Origin of the sequence: Hoeflea ulvae (genome assembly GCF_026619435.1) — a bacterium.
Lineage (GTDB): Bacteria > Pseudomonadota > Alphaproteobacteria > Rhizobiales > Rhizobiaceae > Hoeflea > Hoeflea ulvae.
Genome location: NZ_JAOVZQ010000001.1, coordinates 3390027 through 3409885, shown reverse-complemented (window position 1 = coordinate 3409885; position 19859 = coordinate 3390027). Strand labels below are relative to the sequence as shown.

Here is a 19859-nt window from a genome sequence, read left to right as displayed (position 1 = left end):
GGGCGTAGGGCGTCAGCTGTTACGCAGCGCCTGGATCAGGTCGCCCTTGGTCATCGATGACCGGCCCTCGATATCAAGCTCCTGCGCCCGTGCGTAAAGCTCGTCCCTGGTCCAGTCCTCATAGGCTGCAGCCTTGCCGCCCTTGGAGGAGGGGTGCTGGCTGTCATTGGCCTGGGCATTGGCGATACGGGCGGCTTTCTGCTTGGAAGCGCCGTCGTCGCGCAGAGCCTCATATGTGTCACTGTCCTTGACGGAAGGTCCGTGCTTGGTGGAAGCCATGTTGCATCCTCGCTGAAGATGGGGCGGGCAATGTCAGACGGGATCTCACATCTGCCGCGACAGTTGATCTATGGCGCCGTCGATCTGGTCGATCAGCGGCTGCATGTCATTGCCGAAATCGGCATGCGACCGGTCTTCGAGCTCGTCACGCATCGAGCGCAGCACATAGAGCCGCTGGTCGACCGGACGGGCTGACATCAGCACCGTGTTGATGTCGTCGGCGGTGATGGTCTGGGCAATACCATCCATATCTGCATCACCACCAACCTGTGCGCTGACAGGATCGAAGATTGAGCTGTTCATCATGGTTGGCATGGGATTCTCCTTTGATTGCCTGTCTCCAACGCCCTGCGGGCAAGCTGGTTCCATGGCAGTGTCCGGAGAGAGCGCGGCCGTCAGGCGGCGGCCTGTGGCGCTGAGGGCTTATTCTGCAGGCAGCGGCGTCGGCTTGTTGTCGGCGTCAAGCGCCACCATGACGAACAGGGCATTGGTCACCTTGTCCATTTGCGGGGTCAGGTAGCGCTGCGCCCAGGCCTCGACCAGCAGCGTCATTGATGTGCGGCCGACCTTGACGATGTCGGTATAGATGCACAGCGTGTCGCCGATCTTGACCGGCATGGCAAAGGACATCTCGTTGACCGCGGCGGTGACGACGCGTCCGTGCGCCCGTTCGGCGGCGCGGATGCCGCAGGCCAAGTCCATCTGGGCCATCACCCAGCCGCCGAAGATATCGCCGGCGGCATTGGCATCGGCCGGCATGGCCAGCGTTCGCAATGTCAGTTCACCCGTTGGCTTGACCATGACCTGCTGCTCCCTTGTTGGTCCATATCTGTACCGGGGCGGGCGCGCCATTTGAAGCCTTGCCGCGCCGGAAGCTGGGGACGATCTGGAAACTGTGCCGGTTGCGCGTGCAGCACCCGACGGCGATGCAGCCCGTTGTGCCACAATATTGCCCCAGAGGTTAAGGCCGGTCATCAGCCTTCCTTTACCCTTCTGTGGGAAATTCAGCATCAGTTTTGCGTTGTATCGGACCTCCCCATGTCGTTTTCTTCCCCAGAGTCGCTGCGTTCCAGACCGCCCCTTGCGGGCCTGGCGCTGATGGTGGCGCTTGTCGCTGCCGGATGTTCAGGCGAGTCCGGCCTGGCGCCGCCTGGAGATTTGCTGGGCATGGAGCAGGCCTCTCCGATGATCCGCGCCGAGTCGGCAGCCCCGGCAATGTTCGCCCCATCTGCCGCGCCGGTGGTGTCCGCCGCGCCCGTGGGCCAGGCGATGTTCAACGATCCGGATCTGGCGCTTCTGCCCAATGGCCCCGATGCGCCCATGCAAAATGTGCTGGCCTATCCGGTGTCGAGTGGCGTCGATATGCAGCAAATGACTTCGGCACTGCCCGAAGGCCGTGTCGATCAGCCGGTCGTGATGGGAATCGGCACGGACCAGCCACGGCTGGCCACGGCGCCGCGTATGGAACCGGCAGCCCAGCCGCAGATCCAAGCCCCGCAGCCCGAGATGTCCAGGGTGGAAGAGAAGCCGAGACTGCTGGCCGGGTTGTTGCCACGGTTCAGCAATCCGCTTGCCAAGCCGCAATGGGCGGGCGGCATGCCGGCGGCCGAGAAAGCCTGCCGCCAGCGGCTCAAACGACTGGGCGTGACATTCCGCGACGTGCCGGCAATCAACAGCGGCAAGGGATGCTCGATTCCCTATCCGGTGGAGGTCACCGAGCTTTCCGGCGGGATCGAAATCAAGCCGGCTGCAAAGCTCAATTGCCAGATCACCGACGCTTTTGCGCAATGGGTCAAGAATGAACTCGCACCGGCCGCCCGGGTCCGGTATCTCTCCGGGGTCAAGTCGATCCGGCAGCTCTCGTCCTATTCCTGCCGCACCATGAACTCCAAGCGCGGTGCGCCGATGTCGGAACACGCCAAGGGCAATGCGATCGATGTGGGCAAGATCACGCTGGACAACGGCCGCGGAATCCTCGTCAGGCAACCCGGCTTTTTCGCCTTTCGCGAAAAGAGCCTGCTCAACAATATCCGCGCCGACAGCTGCAAGTATTTTACCACGGTTCTGGGGCCGGGCAGCGATGTCCACCACAAGGACCATTTCCATTTCGACCTGAGGCAGCGCAAGACGTCCTACCGGCATTGTGACTGAGGCCGGAAGCACCGGCCTCGAGATGTCCTTGAAATGATGGGGGCGCCGGCGGGGCTGAGGTTCACCCTGGCGCTAAGCATCAGCGCGACCCGATTTCCGGCAAATCCGATTGCCCGGCCCGCTGAAACAATGCATGAAAACGTCTCGTTGTGATGACGCCTGGCGCGTGATCATCCTGATTGCGTCCTCCCGCCTGCCAGCGGCTCAAAATCCGGACAGGGAACCGTGCCGCATGCCACCTGTGGGGGAGTTGATCTGGTTTGCCGCGGCGCTGGCGGGGGCAGGTGTCGTCGCAGGTCTGCTCGCCGGACTGTTCGGCATTGGCGGCGGCGCCATTCTGGTTCCGGTCTTCTATCAGATCTTCGGTCTTATCCACATTGACGAGGCGGTGCGCATGCACCTTGCCGTGGGCACCTCGCTGGCGATCATCGTGCCGACCTCGATCCGTTCCTTCCTGGCGCACAAGGCCCGCGGCGCCATCGACGTTGAGCTGCTGAAAAGCTGGATCCTGCCGATCCCGTTCGGCGTGGTGGCCGCGTCGCTGATCGTGGCCTCGGTGTCGAGCGCCGGATTGCGGGCGATCTTTGCCGGCATCGCCATCATTGTCGGCTTGCGAATGCTGTTCAACCGGCAGAGCTGGCGGCTTGGATCGGACCTGCCGCCAAACCCGGCCCGTGCCGGGGTCGGCGCGCTGATCGGACTGCTCTCGGCGCTGATGGGCATTGGCGGCGGTGTTCTCAACAACACCTTCATGACGCTGTTCGGCCGACCGGTGCACCAGGCGGTGGCGACTTCGTCAGGCGTGGGCGTGCTGATCTCGGTTCCGGGGCTTTTCGGCTATGTCTGGGCCGGCTGGGGGGCTGCGGGCCTGCCGCCGTTTTCCACCGGCTATGTCAACTGGGTTGCCGCCGCGCTGATCATCCCGGTCACTCTCCTGGTGGCGCCGATCGGCGTGCGGCTGGCGCATGCGCTGGAGAAGCGGCAGTTGGAAATCTGGTTCGGCCTGTTCATGATGGTCGTCGCAGCGCGGTTTTTCTACAGCCTGACCTGACGTTCCCCCTTCAGGGCGTACTTGATGGCCGATCAGCGGGCACTGCGCAGCTGTGTCAGTGTCGCCACGGTTTCAAAGCTGATGGAGGTGCTGTTGTTGAAGATTGACAGCACCGGATCCTGGACGCCGCTTTCGACATCATGCAGCGCCAGGAACCGCTGGACCATCGATTCGATCTTTTCGGGATCAAGAAGATCGTCGATCTCGAAATAGCGCTCGAACATCTCCTTCTGCACATCGATGTCACTGGCTGCGGTTTCATCGGAAATCGAGAAGGTGGTGCGGAAAAACTGTGCCAGCGCCTCGTCGGCGAGGATTTCGTAGGTGCTGGTGATGGTCGGAGCCATGCGTTCGAAATAGAGCGCCAGACGCGCGCCCAGACTGTCTTCGCCGGCCTGGACCTCGACTTCCTGGGTCAGGTACAGCCGCTGGGTCTCGACCAGTCCACGATCATTCTGGATGCTGTTGGTGGCGTTGCTCTGGATGACGCCATCGGCATCGAAATTGAACGAGCCGGCCAGCTTCTGGTAGCTGATGTCAGGCTGCTGATTGGCAAAGCTCTCCGGATCATCGAGATCCGAGATCAACACGGCCCTCAGGGTTTCGGAACTGACGTCCTTGGGCTTCAGGCCCTCGGCGACCAGCAGCACATTGGTCAGGCGCGGATCGGCCAGGAGCTGGTCGACGGTTTCCAGGCTCTGCAGCTGCGTGCGGTAATAGGAGGCCTCGGTCTCGGCGGCAGCCTTGCCGGAATCGCTGGGGTCGAGCCTGGTATAGGCGGTGTAATAGGCCTTGGTGATCCGGGTGATCTCGTTTTCGGACTGGGCGTAGCGCGGCGCGCCAATGCTGCCATCTGCAGTGAAGTTGAATGACTTGGCCAGTTCGACGAACCGCTCGTCCTTCAATTTGCCGACATAGCTGTTGGGGTCATAGGGATCGCTGGTGAAGATCTGCTTCAGCTTGAAGGTCGAGACCTCGTCGGGCGATATGTTGAAGGCTTTGAGCGCAAATTCGCGAATGGTCACGGCGGCCGGCTGCAGCGACAGGAAGTCGTTCAGGTCGGACGTAAGCCCGACATAGAGCTTGTATTTGGCAATGGCCGCCGCATCCTTTTCCTCGTCGGCATCGTCATAGGTGGAAATGTAATTGGCTGTCGTGGTGTAGAGCTGGGTCGCATCCTGGATGTCCTTTCCGGGGGTGATGCTGCCGTCACTCTCGAAATTGAAGGCTTTTGCCATCGCGACGATGGCATTGCTCTTGGTGTAGATCTCGCTGTTGGGATCGGAGGTGTCCTGCTGCAGCGCCCATTTGACGTCGGCCCGGCTCGTGGTCAGGGGAACCCCATAGGCCGTCATCATGAACTGGCTGAGGCGTCCGTCATTGAGGAGCTCGTCCAGGCTGGTGATCCCGGAAATGGTCTCTTCGTAATATTGCTTGTTGAGCAGGGCGCCGGTGGTGGTCAGCCGCGGTTGCGAAAAGACATAGCGGTCGGTCACCAGCTTGCGCTGGGCATCATTCATTGCCTCGACACCTGCATCGAGACTGCCGTCGGCATTGAAGTTGAACGACGCCGCCAGTTCGTAATAATTGGCGATCGTGTCGATCGACTTGTTGTACTGGGTGATCAGGTAGTCGATCTTTTCGATCTGGGCGGGTGTCTTGGTGGGGTCCGCTAGGTCCGCCGTGAGATCGGCGATCAGGCCATTCCACTCGGCGACCTTGGGCGCCAGCACCGCATTCACATAGCTGTCCGGATCGGCAATGTCGCTGGTGATGACATTGCGGATGGTTTCATAGTCGAAGGTCTTGGGATCTATGTTGAATGTGCCGAACACGAAATCGCGCGCGGCGGTGTTGCGGAACAGGTCGTCAACCTCGGTGAAGGTCTTCGACACGGCAGTGAAATACGCGGTTTCCTGGCGCAGGATGGCATCATTGTTCTGGATCGACCGCTCATAGGTGTCGACCAGGTCGTCAATCTGGCTGGTGGTCTGGACAATCTCGCTGGTCACCGTGCTGCCGAAGTCATAGGCGGCCGCCAGGTTCTTGTATTTGACGTCGGTGAGCAGGTTGGCAAAGCTGCCGGTATCGGTCAGGTCACTTTCCAGAACCTTGCGGATGAAGGCCTTGGCATAGGCCATTTCCTCCAGGCCATAGGCCTTCATGGCATAGGCATAGACGCGATCATCCGCCAGGAACTCGTCGACGCTGGTGATCGAACCGATGGTGTCGCGGTAATACTGCGCCTCCCTGGTCACGATCGGATCGGCGGCGGCGCGGCGCAGCGTCTCGTTCATGTCCCGGGTGTAGAAGGTGTAGCTTTGATAACTGGTTATCATGGTGCTGCCGGAGGTCGCGGTTCCATTGGGGCAATTCGGATCTGGCGGAAATACAGGCGATTCTACCGCCGATAGTGCCGCTGGCTGCTTGCCTGAAACTGTCCTCGCGCCGGGCCCGGCGGCCTTGGCATCAGTCGCGCAGAATGACCTCGTCGCGGCGCATCTCGAAAGCGGTCAGCGACGAGATGAAGTTCATGCCGAGCAGGCTCTGGTCGAGCCGTCCGGGTTCCGACACCATGGCCTGCACGCCGGTGCGGACAATCGATCCCACCTCGACGCTGTCAAGCCGAACGGGGGCTGCCTTGGCCTTGCCGTTGGCGGTGTTGATAATGAGAGAGTAGTTCAGGTCAGCGTCTGAAAACCCGATCTCGATGGCGTCGGCGTGCGACAGCGCGATTGAGGTGGCGCCGGTGTCGATGAGAAAGTTCACTGCCTTGCCGTTGACCGCGCCCGCGGCCTCGAAATGGCCGTTCATCGACTTGCGGATCGAGACGGCAATGCCGTTTTCATCGGTGATGCTCACCGGGCGGCCGGGGGACAGGCCGCCGGCAATGCGCGCCACCGTCTCCTTGGCCTGATCCTGATAGAGCCAGCCGGTGGACAGGCCCAGAATGATGATGGCCCAGATCAGCAGGTTCTTGATCATTTCGCCCATGTTGCGATGCAGCCCGACGACGCCGGCGCCGATGACGGCTGCGAGCAGGCCGTATTTGACCAGGAAGGCGAGGTCGGCATTCTGCAGTCCGAAGCTCATGCCGGAATCATGATTGTAGATGAGTACGGCAAGGGCTGCGCCGATGATGGTGAGAAGGAAGATCATTCCTGGGTGACATCCTGACGTTCGCGCGCCATGCGCTGACGCCGGGTTTCCCGCCGCGGCTTGCGCTCGATGGTGTCCATCCGCGCCGGCAGTTCGGCCATGACCTGGCGCCGGGCTTCCGGCGTGAAATCGATCCAGCCTGCTATTTCATCGCGCGTGCGCCCGCATCCGAAACAATAGCCGGAAGCAAGGTCCATCGAGCAGACAAGGATGCAGGGGGATTTTATGCTCATCGGGTCCTTCAATCATGATGCGGCATGCAGGAAACTATATCGGGTCTTCAGAGCAAAAGGGCAAGGGTGACCAGGCAGGCGGTCTCGGTGATCTGCTGGGTGGCGCCGATGGTGTCGCCGGTGTGGCCGCCAAGCCGCTTGCGCACCAGTGCTGTCCATTGATGGGCGGCAAGCGCCGTGATCGCCAGCGCGATCACGGCTGGTATCAGGCCGATGCAGAATGCGGCAAGGACGCCGAAGAGGATTACGCCGGACACCAGCGCGGTGGTCCTGGCGCTGTCATAGGGCGCGCCCACCGAGGCTGCGACGCCGTCGAGCCGGGCCGGCGGCAGCTCATTCCAGTGCCAGACCATGCAGGCGCGGGAGATCGCTGCGGCGGCAAGCAGCAGCAGGCAGGCATACCAGCCGCCGGTCACGGACAGGATGATGGTCAATGCCGTGGCGCGAAGCGCAAAACCGGTCATCAGCGCCAGCACGCCATAGGCTCCGATGCGGCTGTCCTTCATGATTTCGAGCATGTGGGCGCGGCCGCCGCGAGCGCCGAAGGCATCGGCGGAATCGGCGAGCCCGTCCTCGTGCAAGGCGCCGGTGACGCCGGTGAGAACCATCAGCACCAGCAGCGCGGTCAGGGCGGCATTGGCATTGGCCGCGGACAGGCCGAGCATGATGAGCGCCGGCAGAAGCGCGATGATGACGCCGGCAGCCGGAAACATGCCTGACGCGCGCGACAATGCACCGTCATGATCCGTGAAGAACCGCGCAGGCACCGGCAGGCGGCTCAAAAAGCCGGTGGAGCGGGCGATGTCGTCGATATAATCGCGGATCTGCATTTTAGTCTCCTGCCGGCTGCGACATCCGGGGGCGTGAACGATATTGTCCCCAAGCGATTCGACAATTACACGGGGGCAGGACGCGCGTCATGCGCGACAACAGCCCGAGGAGAGAAAAATGAGTGCCAGCGGTCTGCCTTTCGATGATTTTCGTGAGCTCCTGCGCAATTTGCCCGGGCCCGACACCGCAGCGCTGGCTGCCGCACGGGAGCGCGATGCGCAACTGACCAAGCCGGCAGGGGCGCTCGGACGGCTTGAGGAGATCGCCTTCTGGCTGGCTGCCTGGACCGGCCGCGCGCCGCAGGTGACCCGGCCGCTGGTGGCGATATTCGCCGGCAATCACGGTGTCACGGCGCAGGGCGTGTCGCCGTTTCCCTCATCGGTGACGGCGCAGATGGTTGAGAATTTCGCCGCAGGCGGGGCTGCCATCAACCAGATCTGCGTCGCCAATGATCTGGGCCTGAAGATCTTCGATCTGGCGCTGGAAGTGCCGACCGCTGACATCTCGGTGGAGCCGGCGATGGATGAGCGCACCTGCGCCGCGACCATGGCGTTCGGCATGGAATCGATCGCCGGCGGCACGGATCTGTTGTGCATCGGTGAGATGGGCATCGGCAACACCACCATCGCAGCGGCGATCTTTTACGGCCTTTACGGCGGATCGGCAGTGGACTGGGTCGGTCCCGGAACCGGATCGGAAGGCGACGTGCTGGCGCGCAAGATCGCCGTGGTGGAAACAGCCGTCGCCCTGCACAAGGCGCATCTGGGCGATCCCTTCGAAGTGCTTCGGCGTCTTGGCGGGCGCGAGATTGCCGCGATGGCCGGCGCCATTCTGGCGGCGCGGATGGAGCGCATCCCGGTGCTGATCGACGGCTATGTGGCCACGGCCGCGGCTGCGGTGCTGCATGCCGCCGATCCGCATGCGCTCGATCATTGCCTGATCGGCCACGTATCCGCCGAGCCGGGGCACATGGCGGCCATCGAGAGACTGGGCAAGACGCCGTTGCTGGCGCTGGGGATGCGGCTGGGCGAGGGCACCGGCGCAGCACTTGCCGCCGGCATCGTCAAGTCAGCGGCGCTGTGTCATTCCGGAATGGCAACCTTTGCCCAGGCCGGCGTTGCCGGCAAGGACTGAAGCGGCCGCATGAATTAGGAGCGGGCCTAGCGGAAGGCCCGCTTTTTCTTCTGGCCGGCGCCGGTCAGGCCTTCGACCGGGGCCATGCTTTCAAGCACCCGTTCGCGCGGCAGGATGGCGATGCCCTCGGTGCCTTCGCGCAGTTTGGACTTGAGCACGAACTCGCCGCCATGTTTTGCCAGGATGGCCTGGACGATCGGAAGGCCCAGCCCCGTGCCCTGTTCGGCGCTCTTGATGGCGACCGAGCCCTGGCCAAAGGCCGAGAGCACCACCGGGATTTCCTCCTCGGCGATGCCGGGGCCATTGTCCTTGATGGCCAGATACTGGCCGCCGCCTGCGGTCCAGCCGAGTTTGACCTTGATCTCGCCGCCGGACGGAGTGAATTTCACCGCGTTCGACAACAGGTTGAGGATGACCTGGCGCATCGATTTCTCGTCGGCCCAGACCATCGGCATTTTTTCCTCGAAGGATTCGGTGATCCGGATGTTCTTGCTGCGGGCCTTGAGCTGGACCAGGCCGATGCAATCCTCGGCAATGTCGGACAACGCCAGCGCATTCTCGTTGAGATCATAGCGGCCGGCCTCGATGCGCGAGAGGTCGAGGATCTCGTTGATCAGGTTGAGCAGGTGCTGGCCGGACCGGTGAATGTCTCCCGAATATTCCTTGTAGCTTTCGTTCTCCATCGGCCCCAGCACCTCGCCGGACATTACCTCGGAGAAGCCGAGAATGGCGTTGAGCGGCGTTCTGAGCTCGTGACTCATCGAGGCGAGGAAGCGCGATTTTGCGAGGTTGGATTCCTCGGCGCGGCGCCGGGCTTCGTCAGAGACAGACTTTGCCACTTCCAGTTCGGCAATGAGGTCGTCTTTCTCGGTCTGGTAGCCGAGCATCTTCAGATTGGTCGTGTAGAGCCGCCGCGACATGAAGATGAAGAACAGCGTGGCGGCCGAAATCATGGCGAGGACGGAAAAATCCGAGACGTCGCGGGTCATGGTTGCCCGCAGCCCCAGGGTCGCGACCATGGGGACGGTGGCGAAATACAGCGCATAGCGCAGCGCGAATGTCGCCATCGCGGTGGCGGCGAGCGCGATCAGCAGCACGGCGGATTTGTAGAAATTGAAGATGTCGCCCTGACAGGTGGTGCAGTCCTGATAGGCAAAGAATGCCCAGCAGAGCCCGATCAGGGCATAGATGCCGAGGAAGCGGCGGCGCCAGTGTTCGGCTGTCTGGTCGGTGACGGAATCGCGCGAGGCCCGCCGCGCCATCAGCACCAGTCCGGCATAGACAAACATCGTGGTCAGTGCCCAGGCCATCAGCCAGACGGCGTCATCAAACCAGAGGCCGCCGATGGCTGCCAGCATGACCAGCACCGGAGGGGCAGCGGCGCCCTGCAAAACGGCGTTGATGTGCAGTCGGAACATCTCATTGTCATAGGCGGGGGTGATCTCACGGCCATGCTGCAGCCGTTCACGCTGGGCGCGCACAGCCTTGACCACCGCCGCGTTCTTGTGCGTGCGCGATCGGTCGACAATGTTCTTGTCGGTCATGGTCTGCGAATGTTCCACCAGGTAATTCCGCCAGTTCCAGTTTGTACGCAATAATTAACAGTCAAAGTTTAAGAAGCTGTTTGCAGTTTTGCCAGTCCACAGATCATTGGGCTTGAGCCGAAAGTTGAAACCAGGTCATTTTCTCTCATGAGATATCAAACCCGATTCGCCCGGAAGCGACGCTTTGGCTGGCGCAGATATCTTGATCTCGCCGTGGCCGTGCTGGCGATTGCCGGCGTGGCCTTCGGTGTCGGGCGCATCGAGCAGCTTGCCGGCGAGGACATCAGCGGAGTGATGCGGGTGGTCGACGGCGACAGCCTGGCCCTCGGCAGCCGGCGGCTGCGCCTCAAGGGGATTGATGCGCCGGAAATCCGGCAGCGCTGCCGCCGCGACGGGTTCGAATACGGATGCGGAATCGAGTCGGCCTCCTATCTGCGTGGCCTGATCGGCGGGCAGGGCGTCGAATGCAAAGGCGAAGGCCTCGACCGCTATGGCCGCGACCTGGTGCGCTGCGCGGCGGGCGGCGTCGATCTCAACCTGGCCATGGTCCGCGCCGGCCAGGCTGTTGCCTTTGGCGACTATCAGGGCGCCGAAGCGGCCGCAAGAGACGAGGCCGCCGGGCTCTGGGCCGGCGAATTCGAGACGCCGAAGCAATGGCGGGTGATCCATGGCGGCCTCAGCGAAGAGCTGCATGCGGGCTTTGCGACGGTGATGGCCCTGCTGCGGCAATTGATGAGCCGGTGGTGAGCTGCACGCGCTTTCGTCCGGCTCCAGCGCCGTACCGCAATGATCAAATCCGCGCCTATCTGTGGATGATCTCTGTGCCGAGTACCTTGAGGCATTCGCGGATGAAGGCGGCAAGCGCCGTCCAGCCCTTGGCCGAGACCATGGTTCCGTCGACATAGGCGTCGGTCGGTGACAGGTCGATGAATGTGCCGCCCGCCAGCGTGACTTCAGGTTCGCAGGCGCCCAGTCCGGCGACCTTCTTGCCGCGCACCACGCCATCGACCGCGATCAGGATCTGCACGCCGTGGCAGATTGTGAAGATCGGTTTGCCGGTCTCGTGGAAGTGGCGGACGATGGCCTGGACGCGCTTGTCGGTGCGGATATATTCCGGACCGCGCCCACCGGCGCAATAGACCGCGTGATAGCTGTCGAGCTGGGTCTCGGCCTCGGAGAAGGTCTTGTTCAGCGTGACATTGTGTCCGAGCTTTTCGGTATAGGTCTGGTCGCCTTCAAAATCATGCAGCGAGGTTCTGAGAATGTCTCCGGCCTTCTTGTCTGGACAGACCACATGCACGGTATGGCCGACGGCCTCCAGCGCCTGTTCGAAGACGAAGATCTCGTATTCCTCGGTAAAGTCGCCGGTCAGCATCAGGATTTTCTTGCCGCTCATGTGTCTTCCCCCTTTTAAATCTGGCGCCGCCTACCCAGGTTCTGTTTGCATTGCCCGTGCGCGCGGATTCGGTTCTGCCGAACGCGGCTGTGTAATGCTCAGCCTTTTGGTCGGACCAGACATGCGGACATTGCAGGTTGCCGGTCAAGGGGATCGAGTCGAAAATCGGACGCTGGGGTAAGTCGGCCATGCGGGACGCTTTTCAGGCTTTCCTGCCGCAACGCTTTGGTGTCTGATCCGGCCGATTGAAAAACGGAGAGGATTCCCATGAAGCTTTATGATGGTGGACGCGCGCCAAATCCGCGGCGGGTGAGTGTGTTTTTGGCGGAGAAGGGGATCGAGGTCGAAAGGGTGCCGGTGGATATGGGGCAGCTGGGCCACAAATCCGCCGAAGTCACCGGGCTCAATCCGTTGCAGCGGCTGCCGGTGCTGGTGCTTGACGACGGCACGGCGATCGCGGAATCGGTGGCGATCTGCCGCTATTTCGAGGAGCTGCATCCCGAACCGGCATTGATGGGAACGGATGCGCGCGACAAGGCAATCGTCGAGATGTGGAACCGGCGCATGGAGCTCAATTTTCTGGCCGCCGTCGCCAATGCCTTCCGCCACACCCATCCGGCGATGAAGGAGTGGGAGGTGCCGCAGCTTGCCGAATGGGGCGAAATCAACCGGCCCAGGGCAGTGACCTTTCTGGAACTGCTGGACCGGGAACTGGCGAACCGTGAATTCATCGCCGGCGACCGCTTCACCATTGCCGACATCACCGGCATGATCGGATTCGATTTCATGAAGCCGGCGCGGATCGAGCGGCCCGAACATCTCAGCCATGTCATGCGCTGGTATCAGGCGGTGTCGTCGCGGCCGAGCGCAAAGGCATAAGGGAGCGAATGCGCTGATGGAAACCCGGGAACGCGCGCTTTCCGCACTGCTGTCCGAGATATCCGGTTGCCGGATCTGCCGGGACAATCCGTTGGGCGGGCCGGAGAGGGCGCTGCCGCATGAGCCGCGCCCGGTCTGTGTCGCATCCTCCAGCGCGCCGATCCTGATTGCCGGCCAGGCACCCGGCGCGCGGGTGCATCGCAGCGGCCAGCCCTTCACCGATCCTTCGGGCGACCGCCTGCGCGATTGGCTCGGCGTTGATGCGGCAGCATTCTACGATCCGGCGAAATTCGCCATCGTGCCGATGGGGTTCTGCTTTCCCGGCAATGACGCCAAGGGCGGGGATCTGCCGCCGCGGCGCGAATGCGCACCGGCCTGGCGCAGCAAGGTGATGGGGCTGATGCCGCAGCTCAAACTGATCCTGCTCATCGGCCAATATGCGCAAGCCTGGCATCTGGGACCCCTGCGGCAAAAGACCCTGACCGAGACGGTGCGCAACTGGCGCGAGATCATCGATGCCGGGGATCGGGACTGCGCCGTGCTGCCGCTGCCGCATCCGTCCTGGCGCAACAGCGGCTGGATCCGAAAGAACCCCTGGTTCGAAGCAGAGCTGCTGCCGGAACTCAAACAACGGGTGGCGACGCTGATTCCATCGGCCAATGGAACACAATCCTCATGATAGGCGGATTTGAGGTAAAATAATCTTTGTAGAGTGGGTGCCGTCACGATATCAGGGAGCATATTCCTGTTTCCGGAGACACTCATGGACCGCCTCGACCGCAAGATCCTTCGCCTGCTGCAGGAAGACGCCACCCTGGCCGTGGCCGAAATCGCCAAGAAGGTCGGGCTGTCGACGACCCCGTGCTGGCGCCGCATCCAGAAGCTCGAGGAAGACGGCGTCATCAAGCGCCGGGTGGCGCTGCTCGATCCGGCGGCTGTCAACGCCAAGGTGACGGTGTTCGTCTCGATCCGCACCAATTCGCACTCCAATGAATGGCTCAAGCGGTTTTCCGAAGTGATATCGGATTTTCCCGAAGTGGTGGAATTCTATCGGATGAGCGGCGATGTCGATTACCTGCTGCGCGTGGTGGTGCCCGACATTGCCGCCTATGACGCCTTCTACAAGCGGCTGATCGCCAAGATCGAGATCCGCGATGTCTCCTCGTCCTTCGCCATGGAGCAGATCAAATACACCACGCAACTGCCGCTGGATTACCTGCAACTGGCAAAAGAAAAGCCGGAGGCGAGCTGAGGCGTGAGCCTGCCGCGCGCACCCGGTCCGACCGGCGCGACAAACCGCGCTTGTCCATTGCGTTCAAAATATGCAATTATTCCGATGTAATTCGCCGCGGCACTGGTCGCGGCAGGGCGAACCATTGGGAAGGACCGATGTCATGAAAGGTTTTGTTTTCGGAGCAGGGCTTGCGGCCCTGGCCGCGCTGCCTGCGCAGGCCGCCGGTGATGACGTTTTCACGGTTGTTGCAGAGGTGCCGTTTGCGGATGCCGCCCAGGGCGTCAATGACGCGATCGTCAACGAGGGCTTCAAGATAGATTATCACGGCTTCATCGGCGACATGCTCAAGCGCACCGCCGGTGATGTCGGGGCCACCAGGGAGCTCTACACCGATGCCGAGTTCTTCACCTTCTGCTCGGCGGTGGTCTCGCGCGAGGTGATGGAAGCCGAAATCGGCGACATCGCCTATTGCCCCTATGTGGTGTTTGTCTATGAGGATGCCGCCACGCCGGGCAAGGTAACCATCGGTCACCGCACGCTGCCGGAAGGCGGCGCCCGCGACCAGGTCAACGAGCTGCTCGGCGAGATCGTTAGGACCGCGGCCGACGGGTTTTAATAGCGACGGGTCTAACGTTGCCTTGAGATCAGGCGCTGCCGGATCGTCTCGTCCGTCAGCTCCCTGACCGCGCCCTTACCGATCCAGCGGGCGCTCTTGTCTCTGGATGCCGCCAGTTTTTCGGCGAGAGCAAGAGCCGGGCCGTGCAGGGCCAGCGAGCGCTTGCCGATCTGCCGCAGGGCCCAGTTGACCGCCTTCTTCACAAAATTGCGCGGGTCGGTGGCGTGCTTCTCGATCAAAGGCAGAAAACGCAGGAAATCGGCGTCGTCGCGCTGTTTCAGGTGAACCGCCCCCCAGGCGATCATGGCAAAAGCGGTGCGGCGGACGAATTCGCGCTCGTTCATGGCAAAATCCGGAACAAGCTCGTCAAGGTGACCGGCATCGACAAAGAGATCAGCGGCAGTGTCGACGATTTCCCAGCTGTTGAAATCATCTACCATCTGTCGTGCCCGGGCGGGGCTGAGCCGGCCGGGTTCGTCGGTAAACAGCGCCAGCAGCCGGGCCTCGCGGAACCCGGTTTGCCAGAGTTCGAGCGCCCGTTCATGATTGCGGCCGAGCGTCTTGGCAAAAGGCCTCAGCGCCGCATTGCCGACGCCGAAAGCCTTGCCGGTGTTGATCCCGAAACGCGCCATACCGGCAATGTTGTCCGCCGAGCCGCTTGCCTTGAGCCATGCCAGAATGTCGGGCACGGTATAATCGGCGTTTTGCGGCGGCCGGCGGGGCGCCATGTCATTTTTCCAGGCGCGCCAGCAGCGCGGAAGTGTCCCAGCGATTGCCGCCCATGGCCTGCACATCGGCGTAGAACTGGTCGACCAATGCTGTGACGGGAAGCGTCGCGCCATTGCGCTTGGCTTCGTTGAGCACGATGTCGAGATCCTTGCGCATCCAGTCGACGGCAAAGCCGTGCTCATACTCGCCGGCATTCATGGTCTTGTGGCGGTTTTCCATCTGCCAGGACCCGGCGGCACCCTTGGAAATCACGTCGACGACCTTCTCGATGTCGAGACCGGCCTTCTTGCCGAAATGGATGCCTTCGGCGAGGCCCTGGACCAGGCCGGCAATGCAGATCTGGTTGATCATCTTGGTGAGCTGGCCGCTGCCGACCGGGCCCATCAGACCGACCATGCGGGCATAGGCGTCGATGACGGGTCGGGCCTTTTCGAAGGTCGCATCGTCGCCGCCGACCATGACGGTCAGCGCGCCGTTTTCGGCGCCGGCCTGGCCGCCGGACACCGGCGCATCGAGAAAGCCGCAGCCCTTGTCGCTGCAGGCATCGGCCAGTTGCCGCGCCACTTCGGCGGAAGCAGTGGTGTTGTCGATCAGGATCGCGCCCTTGTTCATGCCGTGCAGGACACCGCCAGGAGCGATGGTGACGGCGCGCAGATCATCGTCATTGCCGACGCAGGTGAAAACGAAATCGGCGCCCTTGGCAGCCTCGGCGGGGGTATCGCAGGCGGTGCCGCCGAACTCGTCGGCCCATTTGCGCGCCTTTTCCGCGGTGCGGTTATAGACCCGGAGCTCATGGCCGCCCTTGGTCTTGAGATGTCCTGCCATGGGGTAGCCCATAACGCCCAAACCAATGAATGCTACTGTTGCCATCTCATCTATCCTTCTGTCACAAATGCGCTTTACCGCTGACCTGATTGCAAGTTACGTAAAGCAACCCGTCAGCTCCTGGGAGGGACATAAACCAATGATGCGCATCGTCAAAGGGCTTATCAAGCTCATTCTTCTTCTCGTCCCGCTGGCGGTGATGGTGGCAGGAGCGGCAATGCTGTGGGCGTCGCGTTCGCAGGCGCCGTCTGATGGGGCCATGCAGATCGCCGGACTGGGCGCGCAGACCAGCATCACCCGCGACCGCAACGGCGTGCCGCACATCAAGGCCGCGACCCGGGCCGATGTCGCCGCGGGGCTCGGCTTTGCCCATGCGCAGGACCGTCTGTGGCAGATGGAGGTCAGCCGCATGGCCGGGCAGGGGCGCCTGTCGGAACTGTTTGGCGAGGCCACTGTCGGCACCGACATCTGGCTCAGGACCATGGGCATTCACGACGCGGCGGAAGCTTCGCTGCAGGTCATGGACGCCGACACCATGGCCATGCTCGAAGGCTATGCACGCGGCGTCAATGCCTGGGTCGAGCGCTCACCGCAGATCTTCTCGGCGCGGTTGCCGCCGGAATATCTGATTCTGGGCTACGAGCCCGAGCCCTGGCGAGCCGTCGACACGCTGACCGCGATCAAGATGATGTCGATTTCACTGGCCGAAAATCTCGGCGAGGAGGCGTTGCGGCTCGGGTTTCGCCGGATCGGACTGAGTGACGCCGAAATGCTGGATCTTCTGCCCTATCTGGATGCCGACACCCCGCCGCCAATGCCGGACCTGACCACATTGCTGGGGCTTGATACGGCACCGATCGGCGAGGCCATGGTGACTGCCGATGCCGCAGAGGCTTTTGCCGGCGTCGACGGCATGCTGTCCACCGGCGCCTCCAACAACTGGGTGATTTCGGGCGCGCGCACCCAGTCGGGCCTGCCGGTGCTGGCCAATGATCCGCATCTGAGCCTGATGGCGCCATCGGTCTGGTATCTGGCCCATCTGGAAGTCACCGAGGAATTCGACGAACCGCGTCATCTGATCGGCCCGTCGCTGCCGGGCACGCCTTTTGTGCTGCTCGGCCGGAGCAACGACATTGCCTGGGGATTCACCAACACCGCCACCGACGCCCAGGACGTGTTTGTCGAACGGATCAATCCCGAAAACCCGGATCAATATCTGACCCCGACCGGCTGGGCGCCGTTCGGGCAGAAGCAGGAAATCATCAAGGTCCGTGGCGGCGAAGATCAGAGCTTTGCCCGCCGCTGGACCCGGCACGGCCCGGTGTTCCCGGCAAGCTACAAGCATTTCGACAGGCTCTTGCCGGAGAACACCGTGGCCGCGCTGCAATGGGTGGCGCTGGCGCATGATGACACCACGGCAATGGCCGGTGCACGGCTGTTCGACATGCGCACGGTGCAGGATTTCCAGGCCGGGTTCGAAGCCTTCCTGACGCCAATGCAGTCGATGGTGGTGGCTGACAGGGCCGGGACCATCGGCTTTGTCGCCGCCGGCCGGGTGCCGCAGCGTGACCCGGCCAACCAGTTGATGGGCCGGGCGCCGGCGCCGGGCTGGAACGCGATTTACGACTGGCGCGGCTATGTGCCCTACGAGGCTCTGCCGCAGCAGACCAATCCCGACAGCGGGTTGATCGCCACCGCCAACACCAAGATCGTCGGTCCGGATTATCCGGTGCACCTGACATTCGATTGGGAAGAACCCTACCGGCAAAACCGTATCGACGCGCTGGTCGACGGGTTCGAGGGCAAGCACACGGTCGAGATGTCGCGGCAGATGCAGGCCGATGTGTTTTCGCCGGCGCTTGCGGAGCTGAAACCACGCCTGCTCGGGATGCTGGAAGGCGCGGAGTTGTCAGACGCCGATCAGGCGCTGGTTGCGCGGATTGCCGACTGGGACGGCGAGATGGCGCGCGACAGGATGGAGCCCTTGCTGTTTATCGCTTGGGTTCGCCAGATTACGAAACTGAGCTTTGAGGACGATCTCGGCTTTCTGTTTACCGACTGGTTCAAGCTGCGCGGGCGGGTTCTGGAGCAATTGCTCGACGGAAAGACCGCGCGCAACTGGTGCGACGTCAAGACCACCGAGACCGAGGAAAGCTGCGAGCAGATCGTCGCACAGGCCTTTGACGCGGCGGTCGCCGAGCTGGCGTCGCGCTATGGCGCGGATTCGGGATCCTGGCGCTGGGGGCGGCGCATTACGCCAAGGGCGCGCACCGCCCGTTCGGCGAAGTCGGCCTGCTCAAGGGTTTCTTCAATGTCGAAGTCGAAAGCGGCGGCGGACCGTTCACGCTGGATCGCGGGCGCACCCAGATCCAGGACGACGAGGAACCCTACGCCAACACCAATGCGGCCAGCTATCGCGGCATTTTCGACCTGGCCGATCTCGATGGCGCGACCTATATCCAGACCACCGGTCAGTCGGGCAATGTGTTTTCCGGCCACTACAATGATTTCGCCCCGCTCTGGGCCGATGTCAGGTCGATCGAGATCCCGGCCACCGATGTGGCGGATCCCGAAGGGGTGTGGACACTCAGCCCGGGCTGAAGCCGGCGAGGAGCAGTGGCGTCACGAAAGTTGCCGCCACTGGTGGTTGAGCCGGTGCGTCTGCATGGGTATAACGCTTGGCAGGAACACCGCTCAGACCGGATCACGATTATTGGTGAAACCAGCCCGCAAAGCCTGCGCCCCGTGGCGCGCGCCGCGATCGGGTTGAAACAGCGAGACGAAACATGACGGATACAAAACGCATTGCCCTGCATGACGGCAACTCCATTCCGCAGCTCGGGTTCGGCATCTGGCAGATCCCGCAGGACGAAACCGCAGCCGCCATTGAGAGCGCGCTGAGCCTGGGCTACCGGCTGATCGACGGCGCCTTCATCTATGGCAATGAGGACGGTCTGGGCGAAGGGCTCAAGCGCTCGGATGTGCCCCGCGAGGAGATTTTCGTCACCACCAAGGTGTGGAACAATTCGCATGGCCGCCACAAGGCCCGCGCCTCGGTCGAGCGCAGCCTCAAGAGCATCGGCGTCGACCAGCTTGACCTGGTGCTGATCCACTGGCCGGTGCCGAGCCAGGATCTCTATGTCGAGACCTGGAAGGCGCTGATCGAGATGCGTGATGAAGGGCTGATGCGCTCGATCGGCGTGTCGAACTTCAACGCCGATCATCTGGAGCGGATCATCGAGGCCACCGGGGAAGCGCCGGTGCTCAACCAGATCGAGATCAATCCGCAACTGCAGCAGCCCGAACTGCGTGCCGCCTGCGATGCGCACAAGATCGTCCCCCAGGCCTGGACGCCTCTGGGCAATGGCAACTCGTTTGACGCCGAGCCGATCAAGGCCGCAGCCGCGCGCACCGGCAAGAGTCCGGCGCAGGTGGTGCTGCGCTGGCATGTCCAGCTTGGTCACGCGGTGATAACGCGTTCGGTCAATCCCGGCCGCCAGGCGGAAAACCTCGACGTGTTCGATTTCACGCTGACCGACGCCGAGATGAGCGCCATCGCAACCCTCGATGTCGGCCTGCGCTGCGGACCGGATGCGACGGTGTTCAAGCTGATGTAAGGCCGGCCCACTTCGGAACAGACCCGACCCGCCAGCTGCAGACCGCATCTGGCGGGTTTTTGCTGGGCTGGACCGGAATTGCCGGGTGATAGACGGCTGTGCCGTATGCAACCGCACGTATTGCAATTGCAGCATGCACATCATTGTGTGCTTTAATTGCGGCGATTCCAACGGGCCTCAA

General features: G+C 62.5%; 21 protein-coding genes. 10 read left to right on the top strand and 11 right to left on the bottom strand.

Annotated features, from left to right (window positions below; genetic code table 11):
- Positions 1-12 precede the first annotated feature (12 nt).
- From OEG82_RS16195 to OEG82_RS16185, 3 genes are all read right to left on the bottom strand, one after another.
- On the bottom strand, positions 13-279 hold the full coding sequence (locus OEG82_RS16195) for a DUF7218 family protein (protein WP_267613426.1): 267 nt from the start codon (positions 277-279) through the stop codon (positions 13-15).
- A gap of 45 nt (positions 280-324) precedes the next feature.
- Positions 325-594 (bottom strand): hypothetical protein, encoded by a 270-nt coding sequence (locus tag OEG82_RS16190; protein WP_267613425.1) that lies wholly within the window; start codon positions 592-594, stop codon positions 325-327.
- A 108-nt stretch (positions 595-702) separates the two neighbouring features.
- The gene (locus OEG82_RS16185) at positions 703-1080 is read right to left on the bottom strand and encodes an acyl-CoA thioesterase (protein WP_267613423.1); all 378 of its coding nucleotides are present in this window, start codon (positions 1078-1080) and stop codon (positions 703-705) included.
- 237 nt (positions 1081-1317) lie between these two features.
- Here OEG82_RS16185 and OEG82_RS16180 point away from each other — a divergent pair, with 237 nt between their 5' ends.
- Together OEG82_RS16180 and OEG82_RS16175 are read left to right on the top strand one after the other, a co-directional pair.
- Positions 1318-2430: an extensin family protein gene (locus OEG82_RS16180; RefSeq protein ID WP_267613422.1), complete on the top strand. Its 1113-nt coding sequence runs from the start codon at positions 1318-1320 to the stop codon at positions 2428-2430.
- Between the two features lie 232 nt (positions 2431-2662).
- Complete coding sequence (locus OEG82_RS16175) at positions 2663-3481, top strand: sulfite exporter TauE/SafE family protein (protein ID WP_267613420.1); 819 nt, start codon at positions 2663-2665, stop codon at positions 3479-3481.
- Between the two features lie 32 nt (positions 3482-3513).
- On the opposite strand, the gene OEG82_RS16170 is transcribed toward OEG82_RS16175, so the two are convergent.
- From OEG82_RS16170 to cobS, 4 genes are all read right to left on the bottom strand, one after another.
- On the bottom strand, positions 3514-5820 hold the full coding sequence (locus OEG82_RS16170; RefSeq protein WP_267613419.1) for a DUF1217 domain-containing protein: 2307 nt from the start codon (positions 5818-5820) through the stop codon (positions 3514-3516).
- 130 nt (positions 5821-5950) lie between these two features.
- Positions 5951-6640, bottom strand: coding sequence for a TIGR02281 family clan AA aspartic protease (locus tag OEG82_RS16165; RefSeq protein ID WP_267613418.1), 690 nt, complete (start codon positions 6638-6640; stop codon positions 5951-5953).
- Positions 6637-6873 (bottom strand): DUF1289 domain-containing protein, encoded by a 237-nt coding sequence (locus OEG82_RS16160; RefSeq protein WP_267613417.1) that lies wholly within the window; start codon positions 6871-6873, stop codon positions 6637-6639. The genes OEG82_RS16165 and OEG82_RS16160 overlap by 4 nt, the downstream gene beginning before the upstream one ends.
- A gap of 47 nt (positions 6874-6920) precedes the next feature.
- On the bottom strand, positions 6921-7703 hold the full coding sequence (gene cobS, locus OEG82_RS16155) for an adenosylcobinamide-GDP ribazoletransferase (protein ID WP_267613416.1): 783 nt from the start codon (positions 7701-7703) through the stop codon (positions 6921-6923).
- Between the two features lie 118 nt (positions 7704-7821).
- Here cobS and cobT point away from each other — a divergent pair, with 118 nt between their 5' ends.
- Positions 7822-8838 (top strand): nicotinate-nucleotide--dimethylbenzimidazole phosphoribosyltransferase, encoded by a 1017-nt coding sequence (cobT, locus tag OEG82_RS16150; RefSeq protein ID WP_267613415.1) that lies wholly within the window; start codon positions 7822-7824, stop codon positions 8836-8838.
- A 26-nt stretch (positions 8839-8864) separates the two neighbouring features.
- On the opposite strand, the gene OEG82_RS16145 is transcribed toward cobT, so the two are convergent.
- Positions 8865-10382, bottom strand: a complete 1518-nt coding sequence (locus OEG82_RS16145) for a sensor histidine kinase (RefSeq protein WP_267614977.1) — start codon at positions 10380-10382, stop codon at positions 8865-8867.
- A 147-nt stretch (positions 10383-10529) separates the two neighbouring features.
- On the opposite strand from OEG82_RS16145, the gene OEG82_RS16140 reads away from it, so the two are divergent.
- The gene (locus OEG82_RS16140; protein WP_267613414.1) at positions 10530-11129 is read left to right on the top strand and encodes a thermonuclease family protein; all 600 of its coding nucleotides are present in this window, start codon (positions 10530-10532) and stop codon (positions 11127-11129) included.
- Between the two features lie 55 nt (positions 11130-11184).
- Here the strand turns inward: OEG82_RS16140 and OEG82_RS16135 are convergent, their stop codons facing one another.
- Positions 11185-11778, bottom strand: a complete 594-nt coding sequence (locus OEG82_RS16135) for a DJ-1/PfpI family protein (protein WP_267613413.1) — start codon at positions 11776-11778, stop codon at positions 11185-11187.
- Between the two features lie 267 nt (positions 11779-12045).
- Here OEG82_RS16135 and OEG82_RS16130 point away from each other — a divergent pair, with 267 nt between their 5' ends.
- The 4 genes from OEG82_RS16130 to OEG82_RS16115 all read left to right on the top strand — a co-directional run bounded on the left by OEG82_RS16130 (position 12046) and on the right by OEG82_RS16115 (position 14507).
- On the top strand, positions 12046-12657 hold the full coding sequence (locus OEG82_RS16130) for a glutathione S-transferase (RefSeq protein WP_267613411.1): 612 nt from the start codon (positions 12046-12048) through the stop codon (positions 12655-12657).
- A gap of 16 nt (positions 12658-12673) precedes the next feature.
- Positions 12674-13336 (top strand): uracil-DNA glycosylase family protein, encoded by a 663-nt coding sequence (locus OEG82_RS16125; RefSeq protein ID WP_267613410.1) that lies wholly within the window; start codon positions 12674-12676, stop codon positions 13334-13336.
- 84 nt (positions 13337-13420) lie between these two features.
- The gene (locus OEG82_RS16120; protein WP_267613409.1) at positions 13421-13909 is read left to right on the top strand and encodes an Lrp/AsnC family transcriptional regulator; all 489 of its coding nucleotides are present in this window, start codon (positions 13421-13423) and stop codon (positions 13907-13909) included.
- Positions 13910-14051: 142 nt separating this feature from the next.
- On the top strand, positions 14052-14507 hold the full coding sequence (locus tag OEG82_RS16115) for a DUF302 domain-containing protein (protein ID WP_267613408.1): 456 nt from the start codon (positions 14052-14054) through the stop codon (positions 14505-14507).
- Positions 14508-14518: 11 nt separating this feature from the next.
- Here OEG82_RS16115 and OEG82_RS16110 read toward each other — a convergent pair whose 3' ends face one another.
- Both OEG82_RS16110 and OEG82_RS16105 read right to left on the bottom strand, forming a co-directional pair.
- Positions 14519-15235 (bottom strand): DNA alkylation repair protein, encoded by a 717-nt coding sequence (locus tag OEG82_RS16110; RefSeq protein ID WP_267613407.1) that lies wholly within the window; start codon positions 15233-15235, stop codon positions 14519-14521.
- 1 nt (position 15236) lies between these two features.
- Entirely contained in the window at positions 15237-16106 is an 870-nt protein-coding gene (locus tag OEG82_RS16105) for an NAD(P)-dependent oxidoreductase (RefSeq protein ID WP_267613406.1), read from the bottom strand.
- A gap of 94 nt (positions 16107-16200) precedes the next feature.
- On the opposite strand from OEG82_RS16105, the gene OEG82_RS16100 reads away from it, so the two are divergent.
- Together OEG82_RS16100 and OEG82_RS16095 are read left to right on the top strand one after the other, a co-directional pair.
- Positions 16201-18831, top strand: coding sequence for a penicillin acylase family protein (locus tag OEG82_RS16100; protein WP_267613405.1), 2631 nt, complete (start codon positions 16201-16203; stop codon positions 18829-18831).
- A gap of 16 nt (positions 18832-18847) precedes the next feature.
- Positions 18848-19678: an aldo/keto reductase gene (locus OEG82_RS16095; RefSeq protein ID WP_267613404.1), complete on the top strand. Its 831-nt coding sequence runs from the start codon at positions 18848-18850 to the stop codon at positions 19676-19678.
- The last annotated feature ends 181 nt before the right edge of the window (positions 19679-19859 follow it).